General features: G+C 40.6%; 17 protein-coding genes. 4 read left to right on the top strand and 13 right to left on the bottom strand.

From position 1 onward, the window contains the following. Window position 1: 1 nt before the first annotated feature. The 6 genes from ACTWP7_RS04180 to ACTWP7_RS04155 all read right to left on the bottom strand — a co-directional run bounded on the left by ACTWP7_RS04180 (window position 2) and on the right by ACTWP7_RS04155 (window position 7756). On the bottom strand, window positions 2–1003 hold the full coding sequence (locus ACTWP7_RS04180; protein WP_422168491.1) for a thiamine pyrophosphate-dependent dehydrogenase E1 component subunit alpha: 1002 nt from the start codon (window positions 1001–1003) through the stop codon (window positions 2–4). A gap of 19 nt (window positions 1004–1022) precedes the next feature. Then, window positions 1023–2444: a dihydrolipoyl dehydrogenase gene (lpdA, locus tag ACTWP7_RS04175; protein ID WP_443122122.1), complete on the bottom strand. Its 1422-nt coding sequence runs from the start codon at window positions 2442–2444 to the stop codon at window positions 1023–1025. Between the two features lie 14 nt (window positions 2445–2458). Further along, window positions 2459–3544: a butyrate kinase gene (gene buk / locus ACTWP7_RS04170; protein WP_443122121.1), complete on the bottom strand. Its 1086-nt coding sequence runs from the start codon at window positions 3542–3544 to the stop codon at window positions 2459–2461. A 24-nt stretch (window positions 3545–3568) separates the two neighbouring features. Further along, the gene (gene bcd, locus ACTWP7_RS04165) at window positions 3569–4663 is read right to left on the bottom strand and encodes a branched-chain amino acid dehydrogenase (RefSeq protein ID WP_014643692.1); all 1095 of its coding nucleotides are present in this window, start codon (window positions 4661–4663) and stop codon (window positions 3569–3571) included. A gap of 12 nt (window positions 4664–4675) precedes the next feature. Next, window positions 4676–5578, bottom strand: a complete 903-nt coding sequence (gene yqiS / locus ACTWP7_RS04160; protein ID WP_443122120.1) for a phosphate butyryltransferase — start codon at window positions 5576–5578, stop codon at window positions 4676–4678. 105 nt (window positions 5579–5683) lie between these two features. Then, a complete protein-coding gene (locus tag ACTWP7_RS04155) occupies window positions 5684–7756 on the bottom strand; it encodes a sigma 54-interacting transcriptional regulator (RefSeq protein WP_443122119.1) in 2073 nt (690 codons plus the stop codon). 136 nt (window positions 7757–7892) lie between these two features. On the opposite strand from ACTWP7_RS04155, the gene ACTWP7_RS04150 reads away from it, so the two are divergent. From ACTWP7_RS04150 to ACTWP7_RS04140, 3 genes are read left to right on the top strand one after another with little or no spacing between them, the layout of a single operon-like run. Further along, entirely contained in the window at window positions 7893–8138 is a 246-nt protein-coding gene (locus ACTWP7_RS04150; RefSeq protein WP_014643695.1) for a DUF2627 domain-containing protein, read from the top strand. Between the two features lie 14 nt (window positions 8139–8152). Continuing rightward, complete coding sequence (locus ACTWP7_RS04145; protein WP_443122118.1) at window positions 8153–10060, top strand: DUF294 nucleotidyltransferase-like domain-containing protein; 1908 nt, start codon at window positions 8153–8155, stop codon at window positions 10058–10060. Beyond that, window positions 10060–10785 carry a 3'-5' exonuclease gene (locus tag ACTWP7_RS04140; RefSeq protein WP_443122117.1) on the top strand — a complete coding sequence of 242 codons (726 nt, stop codon included), beginning with the start codon at window positions 10060–10062 and terminating at the stop codon, window positions 10783–10785. The genes ACTWP7_RS04145 and ACTWP7_RS04140 overlap by 1 nt, the downstream gene beginning before the upstream one ends. A 36-nt stretch (window positions 10786–10821) precedes the next feature. On the opposite strand, the gene ACTWP7_RS04135 is transcribed toward ACTWP7_RS04140, so the two are convergent. Then, the gene (locus ACTWP7_RS04135; RefSeq protein WP_443122116.1) at window positions 10822–12171 is read right to left on the bottom strand and encodes an aspartate kinase; all 1350 of its coding nucleotides are present in this window, start codon (window positions 12169–12171) and stop codon (window positions 10822–10824) included. A 201-nt stretch (window positions 12172–12372) separates the two neighbouring features. Between ACTWP7_RS04135 and ACTWP7_RS04130 the strand changes: the two genes are divergently transcribed. Beyond that, window positions 12373–12648 (top strand): hypothetical protein, encoded by a 276-nt coding sequence (locus tag ACTWP7_RS04130; RefSeq protein ID WP_145956043.1) that lies wholly within the window; start codon window positions 12373–12375, stop codon window positions 12646–12648. 157 nt (window positions 12649–12805) lie between these two features. Here the strand turns inward: ACTWP7_RS04130 and spo0A are convergent, their stop codons facing one another. The 6 genes from spo0A to dxs all read right to left on the bottom strand — a co-directional run bounded on the left by spo0A (window position 12806) and on the right by dxs (window position 20248). Further along, entirely contained in the window at window positions 12806–13585 is a 780-nt protein-coding gene (gene spo0A / locus ACTWP7_RS04125; protein WP_443122115.1) for a sporulation transcription factor Spo0A, read from the bottom strand. 219 nt (window positions 13586–13804) lie between these two features. Then, window positions 13805–15049 carry a SpoIVB peptidase gene (gene spoIVB / locus ACTWP7_RS04120; RefSeq protein WP_443122114.1) on the bottom strand — a complete coding sequence of 415 codons (1245 nt, stop codon included), beginning with the start codon at window positions 15047–15049 and terminating at the stop codon, window positions 13805–13807. A 232-nt stretch (window positions 15050–15281) separates the two neighbouring features. Beyond that, window positions 15282–17009, bottom strand: a complete 1728-nt coding sequence (gene recN, locus ACTWP7_RS04115) for a DNA repair protein RecN (protein WP_443122113.1) — start codon at window positions 17007–17009, stop codon at window positions 15282–15284. 17 nt (window positions 17010–17026) lie between these two features. After that, on the bottom strand, window positions 17027–17476 hold the full coding sequence (ahrC, locus tag ACTWP7_RS04110; protein ID WP_014643702.1) for a transcriptional regulator AhrC/ArgR: 450 nt from the start codon (window positions 17474–17476) through the stop codon (window positions 17027–17029). Window positions 17477–17539: 63 nt separating this feature from the next. Next, window positions 17540–18352, bottom strand: coding sequence for a TlyA family RNA methyltransferase (locus tag ACTWP7_RS04105; protein WP_443122112.1), 813 nt, complete (start codon window positions 18350–18352; stop codon window positions 17540–17542). Window positions 18353–18355: 3 nt separating this feature from the next. Beyond that, a complete protein-coding gene (gene dxs, locus ACTWP7_RS04100; protein WP_443122111.1) occupies window positions 18356–20248 on the bottom strand; it encodes a 1-deoxy-D-xylulose-5-phosphate synthase in 1893 nt (630 codons plus the stop codon). Between the last annotated feature and the right edge of the window lie 14 nt (window positions 20249–20262).

The following is a 20262-nucleotide window of genomic DNA, read 5'->3' as shown; positions in this document are numbered from 1 at the left end:
CTTACTCTTCATTCTCTTCATAGACGTACTTCATTGCCGATTCCGCTTCAGCATATGAGGCATTTTCAGCATAATCAGTTGCATCATTGACAATTTGATTAATCTCTTCATTCATTTCGGTTTCTATCTCTTCTGTCAGTATGTTTTGTTCGCGTAAGTAATTCGCAAAAGTAACTATAGAATCTTTCTTTTTAGCTTCATCTACTTCTTCCCGCTCCCTGTATGTGCGATCATCGTCATCACTTGAGTGAGGGGTCAGACGATAGGATACTGTTTCAATCAGGGTAGGACCTTCGCCGTTTCTGCCACGGTCTGCCGCAGCTTTAACTGCCTCATAAACGGCTAGTGGGTCATTCCCATCCACAGTAAAACCAGGCATACCATATCCGATGGCACGGTCTGAAACCTTTTCACAGGCAAGCTGTTTCGAGACAGGTACAGAAATGGCATATTTATTATTTTCTACCATAAATATAACTGGAAGTTTATGAACGCCTGCAAAGTTTGCTCCTTCATGGAAATCACCCTGATTAGAGGAACCTTCTCCGAAAGTCACAAGTGATACAAAATCTTTCTTTTCCATCTTTCCAGCCAGGGCTATACCTACTGCATGGGGTACTTGAGTCGTTACTGGAGATGAACCTGTTACAATTCTGTTTTTCTTCTGTCCGAAGTGACCTGGCATTTGACGTCCACCTGAATTCGGGTCCTCCGCTTTAGCAAAACCAGAAAGCATCAAATCCTGAGGTGTCATTCCAAAGGAAAGGACAACACCCATGTCCCGATAGTAAGGCAAAGCATAGTCTTTGGTTCGGTCAAGAGCGTAGGAAGCACCTACTTGGGCAGCCTCCTGCCCTTGACATGAAATAACAAATGGAATTTTACCTGCACGGTTCAATAGCCACATTCTTTCGTCAATCTTTCTTGCCATAAGCATGGTTCGGAACAAATCTAAAACTTCTTCGTCACTAAGTCCTAATGATTTATGGCGGTTTTCAGCCATATTTCCCCCTCCTTTTTTCTTATCCGTGGATTTGATTACCATCTACAGCCATAGCTGCTTCTCCAATTGCTTCTGCGAGCGTGGGATGCGGGTGAATACTCTCAGCAATTTCCCATGGAGTGGCATCCAGTACTTTCGCAAGACCTGCTTCAGAAATCATATCCGTTACATGCGGACCTACCATATGAACTCCTAAAAGATCGTCTGTATCTTTGTCAGCGATGATTTTCACGAAACCATCGGTTTCTCCAAAAACAAGAGCTTTACCAATAGCCTGAAATGGAAATTTCCCAGTCTTGATATTATAATTCTCATCTTTAGCCTGCTGTTCCGTCAAACCTACACTCGCTACTTCAGGATTTGAATAAATGCAAGTAGGCACATGATTATAGTTCATTGAGTGAGGGTTTTGGTTAGCCATATGTTCAACTGCTGTAATCCCTTCATGAGAAGCAACATGAGCCAGTTGCATACCCCCGATCACATCGCCAATCGCATAAATATGACTTTCTTTCGTCTGGTAATAGGAATTGGTCTGAATCACACCATCTTCAACTACAATATCTGTATTTTCCAGACCAATATTTTTAACGTTGGCCGATCGTCCCACCGAGACAAGCATTCGGTCAGCTTCATAAGTAATTGCTTCACCGTCTACTTCTGCCTGGATGGAAATGCCTTCCTCTTTATTAAGTGTATCCGGCATTACTTTGGCACTTGTTACAATATTAATTCCTTTTTTCTTCATTTGTTTTTGCATTTCTTTGACGACATCCTGATCCTCTGTGGGTAAGATCTGAGACATATACTCAAGTACAGTGACTTTGACTCCAAAATCTGAAAGCATGGAGGCCCATTCGATTCCTATGACTCCCCCGCCTACAATTACAATAGAAGATGGTAATTCTTCCATATAAAGTGCTTCATCTGAAGTCATTACCTGCTTTCCGTCCACTTCCAGCCCTGGTAGAGACTTAGGACTTGAACCGGTTGCTATTAAAACATTTTTAGGAATTAACATTTCATTTTCTTCCCCATTATTCATTTCCACAGATATTGTTCCCGCTGTCGGAGAGAAAATGGAAGGGCCAAGAATTCTTCCAAATCCTTCAAAAATATCAATTTTTCCTTTCTTCATTAAACCTTGCACACCATTATGTAGGGTGTCTACAATTGATTGTTTACGCTCTTGAACCTTAGTGAAATTAAGTGTTGGCTCTTGAACTGTTACACCAAAATCTTCCGCTTCCTTTGTCTGACGGAAAACCTCTGCACTTCTGAGTAAGGCTTTCGATGGTATGCATCCCCGGTGAAGGCATGTCCCTCCAAGTTCGCGTTTCTCAACAATTGCTACTTTAAGTCCAAGCTTCGAAGCACGGATCGCTGCAACGTACCCGCCTGTTCCGCCTCCGAGAACGACTAAATCATATTCTTCAGCCATGTGGACTCTCCTTCCTATTCTATAAAATTAGGATACTGTTTTGGAACTTCCTCGTGATTCAGTATTCGTAAAGTGCCTTCGTTTAACGCTTCTAATTCATTCTCACCTGGATAGACAAGTACATCAGCAATCCAGTGAATTCGTTTTGATATTTCTTCCACGAACGTTTTCCCGTAAGCAAGCCCGCCAGTGAGGGCAATCGCGTCTACTTTTCCTTCCAGCGCGGCACTCATGCTGCCTATTTCTTTAGCGATCTGGTAAGCCATCGCTTCATAAACAAGTTTAGCTTTGCGGTCACCATGCTGAACCATTTTTTCTACTTCTCTAGCATCGTTTGTATCTAAGTAGGCCATTAATCCACCTTGTCCTACCAATTTCTTCATAACTTCATCTCTGTAGTATTGCCCTGAAAAACAAAGAGATACAAGATCCCCAGCAGGAACCGTTCCTGCCCTCTCCGGTGAAAAGGGACCGTCCCCATGCAGACCATTATTAACATCAATCACACGCCCATTGGCATGGGCGCCAACAGTAATGCCGCCACCCATATGAGTAACGATTAAGCGGGTGTCTTTATAGGGAGTTTCCAAGTCTCTTGCAGCACGCCTGGCCACTGCCTTCTGGTTCAAAGCGTGAAAAATGCTTTTACGAGGAATTTCAGGAACCCCAGAGACCCTGGCTATATCATGAAGCTCATCGACTACAACAGGATCAACAATGTAAGCTCCAATATTTAACCCTTTTGCGATTTCATTAGCTATAATTCCACCCAGGTTTGAGGCGTGTTCACCATTATAGCCGTTTTTTAAGTCCTCAAGCATAGCTTCATTGACTTCATATGTGCCTCCTTCAATAGGACGAAGCAGACCGCCTCTTCCACAGACAGCACTCAACTTGCTAATATTAATCCCTTCTTGATCTAATTCATCAAGAATGACTTGCTTTCTAAATTCGTATTGGTCAATGATTTTATTAAATTGGCTGATCTCTTCAGGCTGATGCCTGATGGTTTTTTCAAAAATAGCTTCTTCATCGTCAAAGACGCCGATCTTTGTTGATGTAGAGCCAGGATTAATTACTAGTATGCGATGATTTAGCAATATCTTTGACCTCCATACCCGTACTTATTTCCTGCTTAAAATATGATGGCCGTTTTGAAGAAACTGGCTGCGGGATCGACGCAGACGTTCAATGCGTTCTTCTGCCATGCGGTCGGCTGCTCTATAAGTAGGTATATTATCACGACGGGAAATTTCAAATACGCGGGAGACATTGTCATAAATTGTTTCTACACGCTTCATAGCTCGCTCTTTATTATACCCGTGAAGTTCATCAGCTACATTAATTACTCCACCTGCATTGATGACGTAATCTGGTGTATAAACCACGCCTTTTTCGTGGAGAAGATCACCATGGGATGTATCTTTCAACTGATTATTGGCCGCTCCAGCAATGACTTTCGCCTTTAACTGCGGAATGGTTTCGTCATTAATGGTTGCACCCAAAGCACAAGGAGCATAGATATCACAGTCCACACCATATATATCGTCAGTCTCCACCGCTTCAGCACCGAATTCATCCACAGCCCGCTGAACAGCTTCCTTATTTATATCCGTGACGATTAAATGGGCTCCCTCTTCATGCAAGTGACGGCAAAGTGTGAAAGCAACATTTCCTACGCCTTGTACGGCAACCGTTTTGCCTTCTAATGAATCGCTGCCGAAACCTTCTTTTGCGGCTGCTTTCATTCCTCTGTAAACACCATAAGCTGTCACTGGAGAAGGGTTTCCCGAGGAGCCAAATGCTGGGGATATACCTGTTACGTAATCTGTTTCTTCGTGGATTAGATCCATATCCTGAACCGTTGTTCCTACGTCTTCAGCTGTAATATAGCGCCCGTTTAAACCCTGAATGAAACGGCCGAATGCACGGAACATTTCTTCGTTCTTTTCTGTCTTTGGATCTCCGATGATTACTGTTTTGCCTCCGCCGAGATTCAATCCTGCGGCTGCATTTTTGTAAGTCATCCCTTTGGCTAAGCGGAGAGCATCCTCAATCGCATCTTCCTCAGAGGCGTAGGTCCACATACGTGTTCCGCCAAGTGCAGGCCCTAAGGTAGTATCATGGATGGCAATAATAGCTTTCAAACCCGATTGTTCATCTTGACAAAATAATAGTTGTTCATAATCGTATTCTTTCATGTAGTTAAAAATTTGCATTTTCAATTCCTCCTATTGTTTGCTGGACTGTAATGCCAGTGCTAGCGAATAAACCTTACTTTCTGCTGAATCAGCTCGTGAAGTCAATACAATGGGTGCTTTGGCTCCACTTATTACAGCAGCGACTTTGGCACCAGCAAAATACATAAACGACTTGTATAAGGCGTTGGCCACTTCTATAGTTGGCACCATTAGAATATCCGCTTGTCCTGCCACTTCTGACTGCACCCCTTTATGTTCAGCCGCTCGTTTATCAACCGCATTATCAAAAGCAAGCGGTCCATCTACGAGACAATCGCTGATCTGTCCCCGCCGGTTCATTTGAGTTAATATGGCAGCATCCTCAGTAGCCGGCATAGCCGGATTAACTACTTCCACAGCAGCCAGCACAGCAACCTTCGGTAAGTTCCAACCTGCTAAGCTCGCTACTTCTACGGCATTATTTATGATCTGAACCTTCTCCCCCAGGGTCGGGGCAATGTTCATAGCCGCATCAGTTAAAAATATTAATTTGTCCTGCCCAGGTACTTCAAAGAGGGCAACATGGGATAAGACCCCGTCAGCTCTAAGGCCATATTGTTTATCTAATACCGCTTTAAGTAGTGTTTTAGTGTCAATATTTCCTTTCATTACCACGTGAGCTTCTTGATTATGAACGGCCTTTACGGCTTCATGAGCAGCATTTTCACGTGTGCAATCCAGAAGGGTTATCCCCTCATCTTTCAAATCTATATTCATCTTTTCAGCAAGTTCTGTAATAGCTAGTTTATCTCCTGTAAGAAGAAACCTGCCAATTCCTAGTTCTCGTGTTTTTTTTACCGCTCTCAAGACTTCTTCATCTTCGGCCTGAGCTACTGCAACGGTTTTCAATTCTGCACGATTAACCTGGGCCACCATTTGATCTAAGGTTTTCATTCTGTCACCTCTTCTTATAACTAATGCAAGATTCGTGCCAACTCAACGCACTCCACATCTGCCTATTTCGAAACTCACAACCATGCAAATTGTTGCATTATATGATTATTTTTGCATGCTATGTTTATCTAAATTATATTTATCCAATTTATAATAGAAATTTCGAATGGATATACCAAGGGCTTTAGCGGTCTGCGTCTTATTAAAATCATGGGCTTGGAAAGCATCGGCTAAAAGTCTTTTTTCATATTCATCCACAGCTTGCTGAAGTGTCTCTCCAAGCCATTGATTTCCTGGTACATTCGCACCGGGAGCTGTTGAAATTTCTTTCGTAAGGTTCGGTATATGTTTGGGAAGAATGACCTCTTCTAAATGATCCATATAAATCATGGCACGTCCAATGATATTTTCCAGCTCCCTTACATTCCCGGGCCAATGGTAAGATGTTAACTGCTGGAAAGCCTGCTTATCTACAGAAGTAACATGCCGGCCATAATCTTCATTCAGTTTTTGAATTAGGTGCTCAGTCAAGAGTTTTAAATCTTCTGTCCTTTCTCTTAAAGGAGGAATATAAATCGGAAGACGGTTTAAGCGGTAATAAAGATCTTCACGAAAAGATTTATTCATAATCGCTTTTTCCAAATTCATATTGGTAGCAGCAATTACACGTACATCAATGTGTACGGGCTTAGTGCCCCCTACTCTTAAAATTTCCTTCTCTTGTAAAACCCGAAGCAGCTTTGCCTGCATAGGCAGGGTTAATTCTCCAATTTCATCTAAGAAAATGCTGCCAGAGTTGGCTTCTTCAAACAGCCCTTTCTTCCCCCCGCGCTTAGCACCGGAAAAAGCTCCATCTTCATAGCCAAACAGTTCACTCTCTAATAAGCTCTCAGCTATAGAAGCGCAATTTACACGGATAAACTTATTATGGCGCCGCTCACTCTCATTATGAATGGCATGAGCAAAAAGTTCTTTACCAGTTCCAGATTCCCCTCTTAGCAAAACGGTGGCCGGAGTTCTGGCTCCTACTTTCGCCTGTTCCAATGCAAGCGTCATTTCTGAAGAATTACCGATAATGTCATCAAACGTGTACTTTGCTTCAAGACTCCTAATAATCTGACGCGCTCTTCTGAGTTCGCTGGTTAAAGACTGAATTTCTGTCACATCATGTAGAACTCCGACACTGCCTTTTAATTTTCCATCTACAATGACTGGAGCTACATTTACTAAAACATCCTTTTTGTGAGGACCCACCTTCATCCTCACTCCCCGAACTGGACGTCGGGTTTTCAGGACCTTCATATGCATACTTTCCCCTTCATATATGTCCACTGTGGCAGGCTTACCTACAATTTCATCTTCTGATAACCCTGTAATTCTGGAATATGCAGGATTAACCATTAAACCGCTTCCATTTTCATCCACAACCGATATAGCTTCATCTGAAGATTGAATGATCGCTTCAAGCATCGTTTTAACTTCTTTTAAATCGGTAATTTCTTCTGCCAGATCTACTACTTCTGTAATGTCCTGAAAAACGGCATACGCCCCAATAACTTTCCCACCAGCGCCAATCATAGGAATCCTTGTCGTTATAACTTTTTTCCCATTTTCAAGGATCAATTTCTGGTTCACTTCTTTTTCCCGCGATTTCAATAGTTGAGGTAGCCCTGAAGCCGGAATTATCCCTTGAATGGACCTGCCAATAATAGACTTTTTATCCATACCTAAAATCTGTTCGGCACTTCGATTTACAAAAGAGACTTTGGCATCAGGGGCAATTACGATCATACCATCGTGAATGCTGTTTAATATAAGGTGCTGGTTCTCAGTCTGGCGTTTCAATTCTTGGACGAGTGCTTCTTTCTCTTCGAGAAGCTCTGATGTAATATAAGCTACGGATCCTGGAATAACGACCGTTTTTTGATTTCTACGGGCTCTAATCTCTTCAAAAACCTCGTCATTTCCTGTAGCTTCAATTACTATATCTATATCTTTATGTATATACTCCTGCCAGTGAGCACCTGTTGGGATGTTAATGGCCTCCGCTAATCCAAGCCCTGGAGCATCCTTGTTAATATCTGTCACTGCTACAATTTTCATTCGATCTGTTTCATTCAGCAGTTTTAACAGGGCTGTTCCACCTTTGCCTGCTCCGACAATCAATACACGTTTCATTATTATCACACCCTGCAATAATTTGCGCATCTTTATCCTACCTTATTATGCACTTTTTAGCAAGCGCGATTGTATTCCCACATCATTCTGCATTTGGTATACTAGATAATGATTGTTAAAAAAGGAGATACTAACTATGCGCATTATTGCTTTACTATTATTAGCAACTCCCGGAATCATTGCGGTTTATGGCATAAAATTAATGCGGGATGCATTATTCGGTGAATTTCACCCTATATTTTTTCACATAGCTTTACAAGGAGCTGCCGGCTTGCTTTTTTTCTTAGGAGGACTTGCCTTTATTGGTGGATTCATTCTTCACCGTGACAGGAAAAGAAACCTCACAAAAGGACGCTTTGACCAAAATCGTAGTTCGAAATGAAGGAGTTTTGCTCTGTGACAGAGTTTGAGTTATTTAAGAATCAATACCCTTTTGATTTGTTAGCAGAAGAGGAATTTGAAGACGTATTCGGAAAAGCTGTAGTGAAAGAGTACAGCACGAATGAATTTATTATTCATGAAGACCAATCAGATAATTCAATTGACATCCATTTTCTCACATCCGGTCTCGCGAATAATATTATGCATCGTTCCAATGGAAAGCAGTTGTCTGTTCGCTTTTATTATCCCGGGGATTTAATAGGGGTCATGATTCTCTTAACCAGCGGTGAAATGAGATTTTCTGTCCAGGCTTTGGAACCTGTGAAAACCATCTGTTTTGAGCGAGAATCCTTTTTGAAAGTGATGTCTAATAATACAGAGTTTTCCAAAGTCGTCATGGATGGCATCAGCAATTTAATGAAGAGTCTCTATGATGAAGTTAAATACAAGAGTTCCACGACTGATGATCAGGATGATCGCGATCTCTATAAAAAGCGTGCCGACGCCTATATGGAGCCACCAACATTTATACACCCTGAATCTTCCATCGAAAAGGCTGCGCGAATGTTACAACAACAGAAAATCGAAGCTTTAATTGTAAGTGATGATCAAAAAACGATGCTAGGGATGATAGGGTACGGTGAGATCCTTCGCGCTTATTTCGAAAACGATCACAATAATCCTGTCAAGGCTTATATGACTCAGGAAGCATACGAAATCAATGAACAAGAATTCATTTATGATGCGCTTAGTTACCTGAAACACCATCCAACTGAAATCATTCCAGTTCTTCATAAAGATAAGATTGTAGGTATCCTTCGTCAATCATCTTTCTTTACTATCAAGAACTCGGTGTATTTTGATCTTACTTACCGAATTTCGAATGCGTCAACAATCCAGGAAATCATTGAACTTTCTCCAACTTATAACCAAAGATTCCAAAAATTCATCGCCAGCCTAATTGAGGATAATATGTTTGCCTATGATATCGCTGAACTTATGACCAACTATAATGATCGTATCCATAAACAGGTTGTACAAATTGCTGAGGATGAAATGATTGCGGAAGGTCATGGTGCCCCTCCCATCAACTATTGCTTTTTGGTCATGGGTAGTGAAGGACGGAAAGAGCAGGCTTTCTCTACTGATCAGGACAACGGATTGATTTTAGCTGATTACGATCATTCGAAACATAAAACAAGAATTACAGCTTACTTTGAGCGATTTACTACGAAAATTAACTATATGTTAAATGAATGTGGGTTCCCTTATTGTAATGGTGGGATCATGGCAAAAGAAGAAAAATGGCGCAAACAAATGACAGAATGGCATACAAGTGTAGACACTTGGATAGAAAAAATGGATGCAGAAGAAATTCGCGACTTCACCATTTTCATGGATTTCCGGCCTATATTTGGGGATTATTCACTCGCTTACGAATTAAAGAAGTATGTGACTAAGAGAGTTCAGAAATCATTAAGCCTTCATCAGCTTTTAATGAAAGACACGCTTAGATTCCGGGTCCCTGTCCAGCCGTTCGGACGTATCTCAGGTGTAGGAAAAAAGCGGACTCTTAATTTGAAAAAATCAGCTATTATGCAGATTGTTAATGCTGTAAGAATCTATAGCATGAAATACGGCATTGAAAACATTAATACCGTGAGCCGTCTGAACACGTTAGCTGAACATGAACGCTTCCACCCTAGAGATGTAGAAAATGCTAAAACAGCTCTGCACCGTTTAATGCTGTTTCGTCTAAAAGAGAATCTGAAGCAGCTGGAAAATAAAGAAGTTTTGTCCAATGATCTAAAACTTACGCAAATGAACAAAGAGGAGCGTCGCTCTTTGCGAGAAGCATTGATTATTGCTAAACGGCTTCAGCAAGTACTTGAATTGAGTTACAACCGGAATAGGGTGATGTAATGCTGCCCGTGGACCTACAGATTCTTAAATATATACTTTTTGAAAAACCCATTTACTATTATAAAATTAAACCTTATTTAAAGTGGAAAAGTTATGAAAACCTTCAACGTCAGCTGCAAACGTACGAACCCGGTTTCGAAATTGCTAAACAGAATCTTAATGAAGTAGATTATACTATTTTCGATCTCGAGACCACTGGTTTTCTTCCAGAGATCGGTCACGAAATCATTTCTATTGGCGCTGTAAGGATTCATGGTCTTGATTCGTGTTACCGCAAGAAGCTTCACCAGGTCATCCGTCCCATCAGACCTGTAAATAAACAGACTTTAAGGTTAACGGGACTCACGAAAGAACGCCTTAAAAATTCAAGTCCTTTTATAGAAGGCTTCCAAAATTTCCTGGATTTTAGTGAAGGATCTATTTTGGTCGCACACCCTGCGAAATTTGATATGAGGTTCCTGCAGGCCATGTTAAAAAGATGGAAGCTGCCAGCATATCATCCGCAGGTTCTTGATTCCCATTTAATGGCGCAATGGTTATTCCCTGACATCAAACATCAGCTCGATCCGCTGCTCAAACACCTCGGAATCGAAAAGCGTGAGCGTCATCATGCCTTAAACGATGCTATTATGACTTCTGAATTATTCTGTCACCTAATGCGCTTAACCCTGAATGAGGGAATAAATACAGCCGAAGAATTACAAAACCAATTGTACAAAAAATAAAACGAAGCTGCTTTTAAAGCAGCTTCGTTTTATTAATCATTCAAAGAAATTCTTGTAGAGAGCTTTCACAGCTGCTGTAAGCGATTCAGATTTCACACCAAACATCATGGAAACTTCGGAGGAACCCTGGTTAATCATCTCTATATTAACCCCGGCATCCTTAAAAGCTGTGGCAGCCTGACTAGCTAATCCTACGGCCTGGTTCATGCCCTCCCCAACTATCATAATCATGGCCATATCTCTCTCAATAAGAACCATATCAACATCCAATTCGTCCTTGATCCGCTTAACCACCACTTCTTCCTTCTCTTTAGGAAGCTGGTAATCCCTGAGGATGACAGACATATCGTCTATACCAGAAGGAGCATGCTCGAATGAAACCTCTTCATCTTCTAATATCTGGAGCAGGCGGCGTCCAAATCCAATCTCTCTATTCATAAGAAATTTACTTACATAGATATTCAGGAAGCCATGATCACTTGCTATCCCAACTACATGACCTTCCCGATCCGGCTGTTCAGCTACAATCATAGTACCTGGAGCTTCAGGATTGTTTGTATTCTTTATGCAAACTGGTATCTTTTCTCTGAATGCAGGAATAAGTGCTTCATCATGAAATACAGAGAACCCAGCATAAGACAATTCACGCATTTCCCTATAGGTAAGGGAGGTCAACTGTTTTGGATTGTCTACAATGTTTGGATTCACACAATAAACAGAGTCAACATCTGTAAAATTCTCATAAAGGTCAGCTTTTACCCCTGCAGCTACTATGGCCCCCGTTATATCTGAGCCTCCTCGGGAAAATGTAACAAGCTGACCGTTAGGAGTAAAACCAAAAAAGCCTGGTATAACCAAGATTCCATCACGTTCTCTTAATTGATAAAGTCTTTCAAAACTCTCTTCATGTACTAAAGCGCCTCCTAATTGATTTCGAACGATTATACCTGCATCACTCGGATTAACATAAGATGCTTTTTGGTTCCTGAACGTTAAATAGGCACTTAATACTAACGCTGAGCCATCTTCTCCGCATGATTTCAAAGCGTCCATCCCATAGGGTACACCTTCTTTAATTAAGGTCATGGCTTCATCAATCTTAGATTGGACCGCCGTAAAAACTTCTTCTCGCAGTCCGAGTTCGTTAACATTACTTCGAAACCGATTTAGCACTTGATCATAAACGTTTCTGTCAAAAGAAGAGCCATGTATAGAATCCCCAAGTTTAATGAGAAGATCAGTCACTTTCTCGTCTCCAGAAAATCGTTTACCTGGAGCAGAGACCACAATAACACTTCTTTCATTATCTGCTTCTATAATGTCTGTGATTTTTTTTATTTGTTCCGCATTAGATACAGAACTTCCGCCAAATTTTACTACTTTCATATGTAAACACCCCATCAATCCACAAAGTTACTAATAATTAAGAATTGTATCACAAATCAGTCGGGAAAATGAACCGAAAAGATTTAAAAACATAAGTTACCATTTTATATTTTTTTAAAATGGAAGCAAATCCCATAGAAAATGATGTATAATAAGTGCAGGTTAATATATTTGTTATTTTTTGGAGAAGGAGGTCAGAATTTGATGGTATATAGAAGGGATGGTTTTGGTGGCTCAAGATTTTATCCTGAAGACGGTGAAATTGAAATATTATGTACATTTGTTGAAACGGGGCACCGCTATGTAATCCTTCAATATTTAGAACTGCCCTTCAGTTATCGACTAATAAAAAGACACGGGATTCATCTGCTGGATGATAAAGCTCATCTCTCCCTGATCCCCTATCTAAATGCCATAGATCAAGGGATATACGATAACCCTATCCTTGCTCATGATATACATAAGCTTATGTCCTGAATAAAATAAATTTCGATCTATCACTAAAACCTGCCTATATGTAACGGATTAAAATTAAATAAAAACCTTCTATTATCGGATGGGCGAAATTCACCCGATAATAGAAGGTTCAAGAAGGCATTATTCAGTTTCAAACTTTATTTTATATGTTTTATCGTTACGAAGCCTTATGCTCTAAACGTAGACGATCAGCAACCATCGCAATGAATTCGCTGTTTGTCGGCTTGGCCTTTGTATTCGAGATGGTGTAGCCGAATAAAGAAGATATAGCATCGATATTTCCACGATTCCACGCCACTTCGATCGCATGACGAATGGCCCGTTCGACTCTTGAGGCTGTAGTATTGTATTTAGTAGCAATGTCGGGATAGAGGACTTTTGTAATGGATCCAAGGAGTTCAAGATCACGATAAACCATCGTAATGGCTTCCCTTAAATATTGATAGCCTTTGATATGAGCTGGGACGCCAACTTCATGAATAATGTGAGTAATACTTGTGTCAAGATCAGGCTTTTTAGATTTGGTTGAGGTGTAACTGCTGCCAAGTGCACGGTTAATTGGATCACCAGCATGCTTGATTTGTCTAACCTGTTCCGCAAGATGATCCAGGTCAAAAGGTTTCATCATAAAATAAGCAGCACCTAGTTCTACAGCTTTTTTAGTCACTTCTTCCTGACCAAAAGCCGTTAGCATAATGACTTCTGGTTGTTTTTCAAATTCTTTCAGCTTTCCAAGTACTGCCAGTCCATCTAAGTGGGGCATAATGATATCCAGAATTAATACGTCCGGCTTCTTTTCTTCTACCATTTGCAGACAATCTTTACCATTATAGCTAGCATCGATTACATCAATATCATTTGTGTCTTCAAAATATTCCTGAAGAAGCTTGACTAACTCCCTATTATCATCCGCTAAACATACTCTTATTTTTTCCATTTACCTTCCTCCTTAAAAAATTATCCCTCTTTTTGCTTGAATACATATATTCGACATAGAGGAAATCTATCCCTTTTCATTATAACAAATAATATACAAAATTGGTTGATATCTTCAAAATGCTTAAAAATACTTATATAATCGCAGTTATTCGACATTCCTAAAGAATGCATGTCGATTTTTGTCGAATAAAAAAAGGGCTCACGAGGAGCTCCTTTTTTAACTTGCTTTTTGTTGTTTTTCATATATTTCGATACCGGCTTCTTGAAGCATCCACTCAATATGAACACCATATCCGCTAGTAGGATCATTAACGAACACATGAGTAACTGCACCAATAATTTTTCCATTTTGAATAATAGGGCTTCCACTCATCCCCTGTACAATCCCCCCCGTTTTATCCAACAGTTTAGGGTCGGTAATTTTTACTATCATACCTTTTGTTACAGGGTTTTTCTTAGGCATATTGCTGACAATTTCTACATCAAACGTCTGCATTTTGTCTCCATCCAACACCGTCAGAATCTTTGCAGGTCCTTCCTCTACCTGCTCAGCATATCCGACAGGCAGACCATTTGGATAGGATTTATTATCCATCGAACCATCTAATTCTCCAAAAATGCCGAAAGGTGTATTCTTTGTAATCGTACCTAAACGGTCATCCTTTAAGGAAAATTCAGCTCGTTTTTCACCAGGAACGCCCTGACTTCCTTTTTCAATGGACGTAACGTGAGAGCGTACAATCGTTCCTTCATGAATTTCAATAGGTTTTTTCGTATCCATATCTGAAATGACATGGCCTAAAGCTCCATATTTTTTACTATCTGGATGGTAGAACGTCATCGTTCCAATTCCAGCTGCAGAATCACGGATATATAACCCGATCTGATATTCCTTTTCCTGTTTGTTGAACGATGGATTTAATGTCGTTGTCATGATCTCTTTATTTCTTTTTAACGTGAATTTTATGGCTTTTCCATCTTTCCCTGCATCTTTTACAAGGGAGGATAGATCCTCCATACTATTGAGTTCCTCACCATTTCCTTTTAACAAAATATCCCCGACTTGAACACGGGCGTCTTCCCCTGGAGATGTTTTTTCATCCGCTTCTCCCGTTACAAGATGGTGTCCCACAACCAGGACTCCTTTTGTGTGTAATTCTACGCCTACCGATTGTCCGCCAGGGATTAATCGGATATCCTTCATTTTGTTTATGTCCGTTTTCTTCAAAGGAACGCCGGCAAATTCATGAAATACCTGGGTGTCATTTGTAGATGAAAATGCTGTCCAGGCTTCATTAGGATGACTTGAAACCGGTGCTGCCTCTATTTCAGCAGAAGTACTTACTTTCACTTCTGTTGGAATAGCAAGATATTTCTGAAGGGGGCTGAATAAAGGTAATATAAGCATCAACAGCAGGAGAACAGAACCACATATATGTTTACTTGTCAATTTATGATTCAAGGGTTCAACACTCCTTATTACTCCAGTACCAACTTTCTTGGCTTACTTATAATGTGGTCTTCAAGGCCACTTTTTAAACCAGTATAAACTGAGTAAATATAGTACCGATTCCCTTGGCATGAAACATTCACCATGGTATAAATTAAAGCATTAGGATAATCCTATTTTTGTGACCATTTAAAAAACGTATGGATTGATCCATACGTTTTAATTTCCCCAATATTCGTTCATATCATTTATTTAATTTATGTTTATGTGCCATTTCTAACAATTCTCTTGCGTGCTCAAGAGTTGTCTCCGTCAATTCAGCTCCTGTAATCATGCGAGATAACTCATCAGCTTTTTCCTGATGAGACAATTCCGAAACCCCGGTGTAAGTACGATCATTATCTACTCGTTTTTCAATTCTCACATGAGTATCTGCCATCGCAGCCACTTGAGGTAAATGAGAAATACAAAGAACCTGAGAACCTTCTGATATTCCATAAATTTTTTCAGCTATAGCTTGAGCCACCCGGCCGCTTACTCCTGTATCTACTTCATCGAAAATGACGCTCGTTACTCCTTGATGCCGTGAGAAAATGCGTTTGAGAGCAAGCATAATTCTAGACATTTCCCCTCCGGAAGCTACTTTATGTATTTCTCTTAGAGGTTCCCCTGGGTTGGTCGTAATTAAAAATTTAACATGGTCAAAACCATTAGATTGCAAACGGACTGGTTTACCATCCAGGACAGGATCAGACTGTTTTCCTTCTTTTATAGAAATATCAACATCGAAAGCAGCTTTTTCCAAATATAAGTCCTTTAGTTCATCATGAATATAACCAGCTAATAATTCTGAAACATGCTTCCGAATATCATGCAGATCCTTCGCCTCTAATACCGCGTCCTGTCCCAGTTCATCAATTTGACTTTCCATATTGGCAAGTCGTGAATCTTTGTTTTTAATCTCGTCTATCTCTTCCTCTATTCTGGATGCATATTCGAGCATCTCCTCGACGTCTGCACCATACTTCTTCTTTAATCGATTCAATTCATTCAATCTGGATTCAATTTGATTTAACCGTTCAGGATCAAACTCCAGGTTCTCCATTTGTGAACTTAATTGAAAGGTCAATTCCTCAATTAAGTAATAAGAATTGGAAAGCTCTTCTGACATTTTAGCCAGACTGTCATCAAAATCATTTGTGCTTTCCAAAGAAGTCATGGCGTGACTTAACCAATCCAGACCTTTTTGCTCTCCATATAAAGAATAGTAAGCATCATGTATACCTTGATAAATCTTTTCATAATTATTTAATTTAGTTCGTTCTTCACTTAATTCCTCATCTTCTTTCGGTTGAAGTTCCGCTTCTTGAAGTTCACGAAGCTGAAACTCTAAAAGATCAAGTCGCTGAGCCATTTCTTGTTCATTTTCACTTAGTTCTTTATATCGATTCACCAACGTACGATATTTTTCATAAACACGGCGGTACTCCTGCATAGAAGACTTCATTTCTGAGGATGCAAATAAATCCAGAAGTTCAATGTGTCTCTCCGGATCCATTAGCGATTGCGTCTCATGTTGACTATGGATATCAATCAGAGCCCGGCCAAATTCTTTTAATATTCCAAGAGTTACTAATTTACCGTTAACCCGGCAAATACTTTTCCCTTGATGAGTAATTGCCCGATTAAGAACGACCATTCCATCTTCACTAATATCTACACCGAATTGTTCCGTCTTGCTATGAATAGGATGATCCGCTTCCACGGTAAATAAACCTTCAATTTCGGCTTTTTTTGCTCCATGCCGTACAAACTCCACAGAGCCTCTTCCACCGGATAATAATTGTATGGCATCAATGATAATTGATTTACCAGCTCCTGTTTCACCTGTTAATACTGTCAAACCTTCCTTAAAAGTGATTGAAATATGATCGATGATTGCAAAGTCACGAATTGATAATTCAGTTAGCATGAAACGCTCCACCTCAGTTATAGCATATTTAGCAATTGTTCACTTATAGTCTCAGTCTGGTGCTCACTTCGGCAGATGATTAAACAAGTATCATCCCCGCAAATTGTACCCATTATCTCTTCCCACTCTAAATTATCTACAAGTGCTCCTACAGCATTAGCATTACCAGGGAGGGTTTTTAAAATGATAAAGTGACCAGCTCGATCGATACTAACAAAAGCATCCATCATTAATCGCTTGAGCTTTTCAAACGGATTAAAACGTTGATCCGCCGGGAGGCTGTATTTATAACGGCCATCCATCATAGGTACTTTCACAAGGTGGAGTTCCTTAATATCTCGGGAAACTGTCGCCTGTGTTACGTTATATCCCATACCCTTTAAACGATCTACCAGTTCATCTTGTGTTTCAATATCATCATTGGTAATCAACTCTCGTATCTTTATGTGACGCTGTCCCTTGTTCATGGTAATCCTCCGTTTCAAAAACCATCCAAAGTAAAAGGGCTGTTAAAAGCCCTTCCAACCTGTTTATCCATTGTGCGCTTCATGTGCTCTTTTAACCACATCATCCACCTCAGTCTGGTTTAGTTCCATTTTGGCCCCATCTAGACAAAGGTGTACTAAAAATTCTATATTTCCATCTCCTCCTGTTATAGGAGAAAAGGTTAATCCTTTCGAAGAAAACCCATGCTGTTTAGCAAATTCAAGAATGCCATGAATGACATCCGTATGAATCTTCGCATCTCTTACAATCCCTTTTTTACCAACCTGTTCCCGACCTGCTTCAAATTGGGGTTTTATGAGTGCGGCTACATCTCCCCCACGAGTTAAAAGCTTGGCAAGCACAGGAAGAATAATACGCAGAGAAATAAACGATACATCGATAGACGCGAATTCAGGTGGACCATAAGCTAAGTCTTCCAGCGTTACATAACGAAAGTTTGTCCGTTCCATCACAACGACTTGAGGGTCATTTCTCAACCCCCAGTCCAGCTGGTTATACCCAACATCTACGGCATAACTCATCTTGACCCCATTTTTTAGACCGCAGTCAGTAAAGCCACCCGTAGATGATCCAATGTCGATCATTATTTTATCCTTTACCTGAATATCAAATTCTTTTAGAGCCTTTTCAAGTTTAAGACCGCCTCTGCTCACATAAGGAATAGCTTTTCCTTTAACCGTGATGGGAAGGTTCTCGTCAACTTTTACTCCTGGTTTATCCAACCGTTCTTGTTCAGAAAAAACCAGCCCAGCCATTATGGTGCGCTTAGCTTTTTCTCTGGTTTCAATATATCCCTTTTCTACTAATAAAACATCTAAACGAATTTTTCTTCCCATTAATTAAGCCCTCTGCTGTTTAGTTGGAATCATTTCTTTTAAATTTTCAATAATTTTTTCCTCAGTTAAACCAATCTCTTCCCACAACTCCGGTACACTTCCATGTTCTATAAAGCGGTCCGGGACTCCCATGCGTTTTATCCATTGAGACCTGTAACCTTCTTCTGCTGCAAATTCCAGGACACTGGACCCAAAGCCTCCTTGGAGAACCGCTTCTTCAACAGTTAGTACAGGGATGTCCTTTTTCATAAGATCATGAAGCATGGAATCATCCAGGGGTTTCATAAACCTTGCATTAACGACACAAATGGATATTCCTTCTTCTTCCAGCTTTTTACTTGCTTCTAAGGCCATTTTAATGGTGGTTCCAAACGTAAGAATAACTCCGTCTTTTCCATCTTTAAGAATTTCCCAGCTTCCAATCGGAATGGTGTGGAGTTCTTCATCGGTATCCACCCCTTCTGCATTGCCTCGAGGATAACGTATAGCAATAGGACCATCATCATATTTTACAGCCGTATGCATAAGGTGCTGAGCTTCATTTTCGTCTTTAGGCATGGAAATAACCATATTGGGTACAGAGCGAAGGAAAGATATATCAAACACACCCTGATGAGTTTCTCCATCAGCTCCAACAAGTCCAGCACGATCAATACCAAAAATCACATTAAGGTTTTGTCTGGCAACATCATGAATAACTTGATCATAGCCCCTTTGCAGGAAGGTTGAATAAATAGCCAGGAAGGGTTTCATGCCCTGAGTGGCCAAACCTGCCGATAACGTAGTAGCATGCTGTTCTGCAATACCTACATCATATAAGCGATCAGGAAATTCTTCACCAAATTTTTCAAGTTTAGAACCAAGAATCATAGCAGGGGTCACGGCAACAACGCGGTCATCGGTACGCGCTTCCCTGCGCAACGTTTCGCTGATTACAGAACTCCATGCCGGAGGCGCAGAAGATGGTTTAATTTTTTCTCCAGATTCGATCTTATAAGGTCCTACTCCGTGCCATTTATCTTTCACATCACTTTCAGCAGGGTGGTATCCCTTCCCTTTTTGGGTCATAACATGAACAATAACTGGACCTTCGGTTTTTTTCGCGTAGTTTAAGTTTTCCAACAAATCTTCGAAATCATGTCCATCTACTGGCCCGTAGTAAGTAAAGCCAAGCTCCTCAAAGAACATCCCCGGAACCACGAAATATTTCATACTATCTTTTAGACGCTCAGCGGCTTGAGCAATCCTTCCCCCTACTGCAGGAATCTTCTTAAGCAGCCACTCTAAATCATCTTTTGCACGGTTATACTTACCAGCACTTCTCATACGTCCAAGAGCACCATGGAGAGCTCCAACATTCTTAGCTATGGACATTTCATTGTCATTTAGGATAACGGTTACACTCTTTTTCTCATGACCAATATGGTTCAGAGCTTCAAGTGCCATACCTCCTGTTAATGCACCATCTCCGATTACCGGAAGAATGGAATGGTTCTCATTCTTTAGATCACGGGCGATCGCCATACCCATTGCAGCGGATAAAGAGGTAGAACTGTGCCCTGTTTCCCAAATGTCATGTTCACTTTCAATTCTTTTTGGAAAACCACATAAACCTCTGTACTTTCGTAATGTACTGAATTGGTTTCCACGTCCTGTAAGGATTTTATGAATATAAGACTGATGGCCTACATCCCATAGCAAACGATCCTGGGGACTGGTATATACTTTATGCAGAGCAAGAGTGAGCTCTACCACACCCAAATTAGCACCCAAATGCCCACCTGTAGCAGCAAGATTGCCAATTAAAAACTGTCTCATATCCTCTGCCAGTTCTTCTAGTTGTTTTGTATTCATTTCCTTCAGGAGTGAAGGATTATCAATTTTACTCAGATCCATTAATGGACCCCCTT

Origin of the sequence: Halobacillus sp. B29 (genome assembly GCF_052246755.1) — a bacterium.
GTDB classification, from domain to species: domain Bacteria; phylum Bacillota; class Bacilli; order Bacillales; family Halobacillaceae; genus Halobacillus; species Halobacillus halophilus.
Note: the sequence above shows the minus strand (reverse complement) of the source record. Positions and strands in the feature narration are given on the sequence as shown.

Excerpts from the sequence above, each read along its gene's own strand:
- yqiS (WP_443122120.1), bottom strand. The coding sequence starts at position 5,578 with ATGAAAACCTTAGATCAAATGGTGGCCCAGGTTAATCGTGCAGAATTG.
- ACTWP7_RS04150 (WP_014643695.1), top strand. The coding sequence starts at position 7,893 with ATGCGCATTATTGCTTTACTATTATTAGCAACTCCCGGAATCATTGCG.
- lpdA (WP_443122122.1), bottom strand. The coding sequence starts at position 2,444 with ATGGCTGAAGAATATGATTTAGTCGTTCTCGGAGGCGGAACAGGCGGG.
- ACTWP7_RS04105 (WP_443122112.1), bottom strand. The coding sequence starts at position 18,352 with ATGGGAAGAAAAATTCGTTTAGATGTTTTATTAGTAGAAAAGGGATAT.
- recN (WP_443122113.1), bottom strand. The coding sequence starts at position 17,009 with ATGCTAACTGAATTATCAATTCGTGACTTTGCAATCATCGATCATATT.
- bcd (WP_014643692.1), bottom strand. The coding sequence starts at position 4,663 with ATGCAAATTTTTAACTACATGAAAGAATACGATTATGAACAACTATTA.
- ACTWP7_RS04155 (WP_443122119.1), bottom strand. The coding sequence starts at position 7,756 with ATGAAACGTGTATTGATTGTCGGAGCAGGCAAAGGTGGAACAGCCCTG.
- ahrC (WP_014643702.1), bottom strand. The coding sequence starts at position 17,476 with ATGAACAAGGGACAGCGTCACATAAAGATACGAGAGTTGATTACCAAT.
- spo0A (WP_443122115.1), bottom strand. The coding sequence starts at position 13,585 with ATGGAAAAAATAAGAGTATGTTTAGCGGATGATAATAGGGAGTTAGTC.
- ACTWP7_RS04140 (WP_443122117.1), top strand. The coding sequence starts at position 10,060 with ATGCTGCCCGTGGACCTACAGATTCTTAAATATATACTTTTTGAAAAA.
- ACTWP7_RS04180 (WP_422168491.1), bottom strand. The coding sequence starts at position 1,003 with ATGGCTGAAAACCGCCATAAATCATTAGGACTTAGTGACGAAGAAGTT.
- dxs (WP_443122111.1), bottom strand. The coding sequence starts at position 20,248 with ATGGATCTGAGTAAAATTGATAATCCTTCACTCCTGAAGGAAATGAAT.
- ACTWP7_RS04135 (WP_443122116.1), bottom strand. The coding sequence starts at position 12,171 with ATGAAAGTAGTAAAATTTGGCGGAAGTTCTGTATCTAATGCGGAACAA.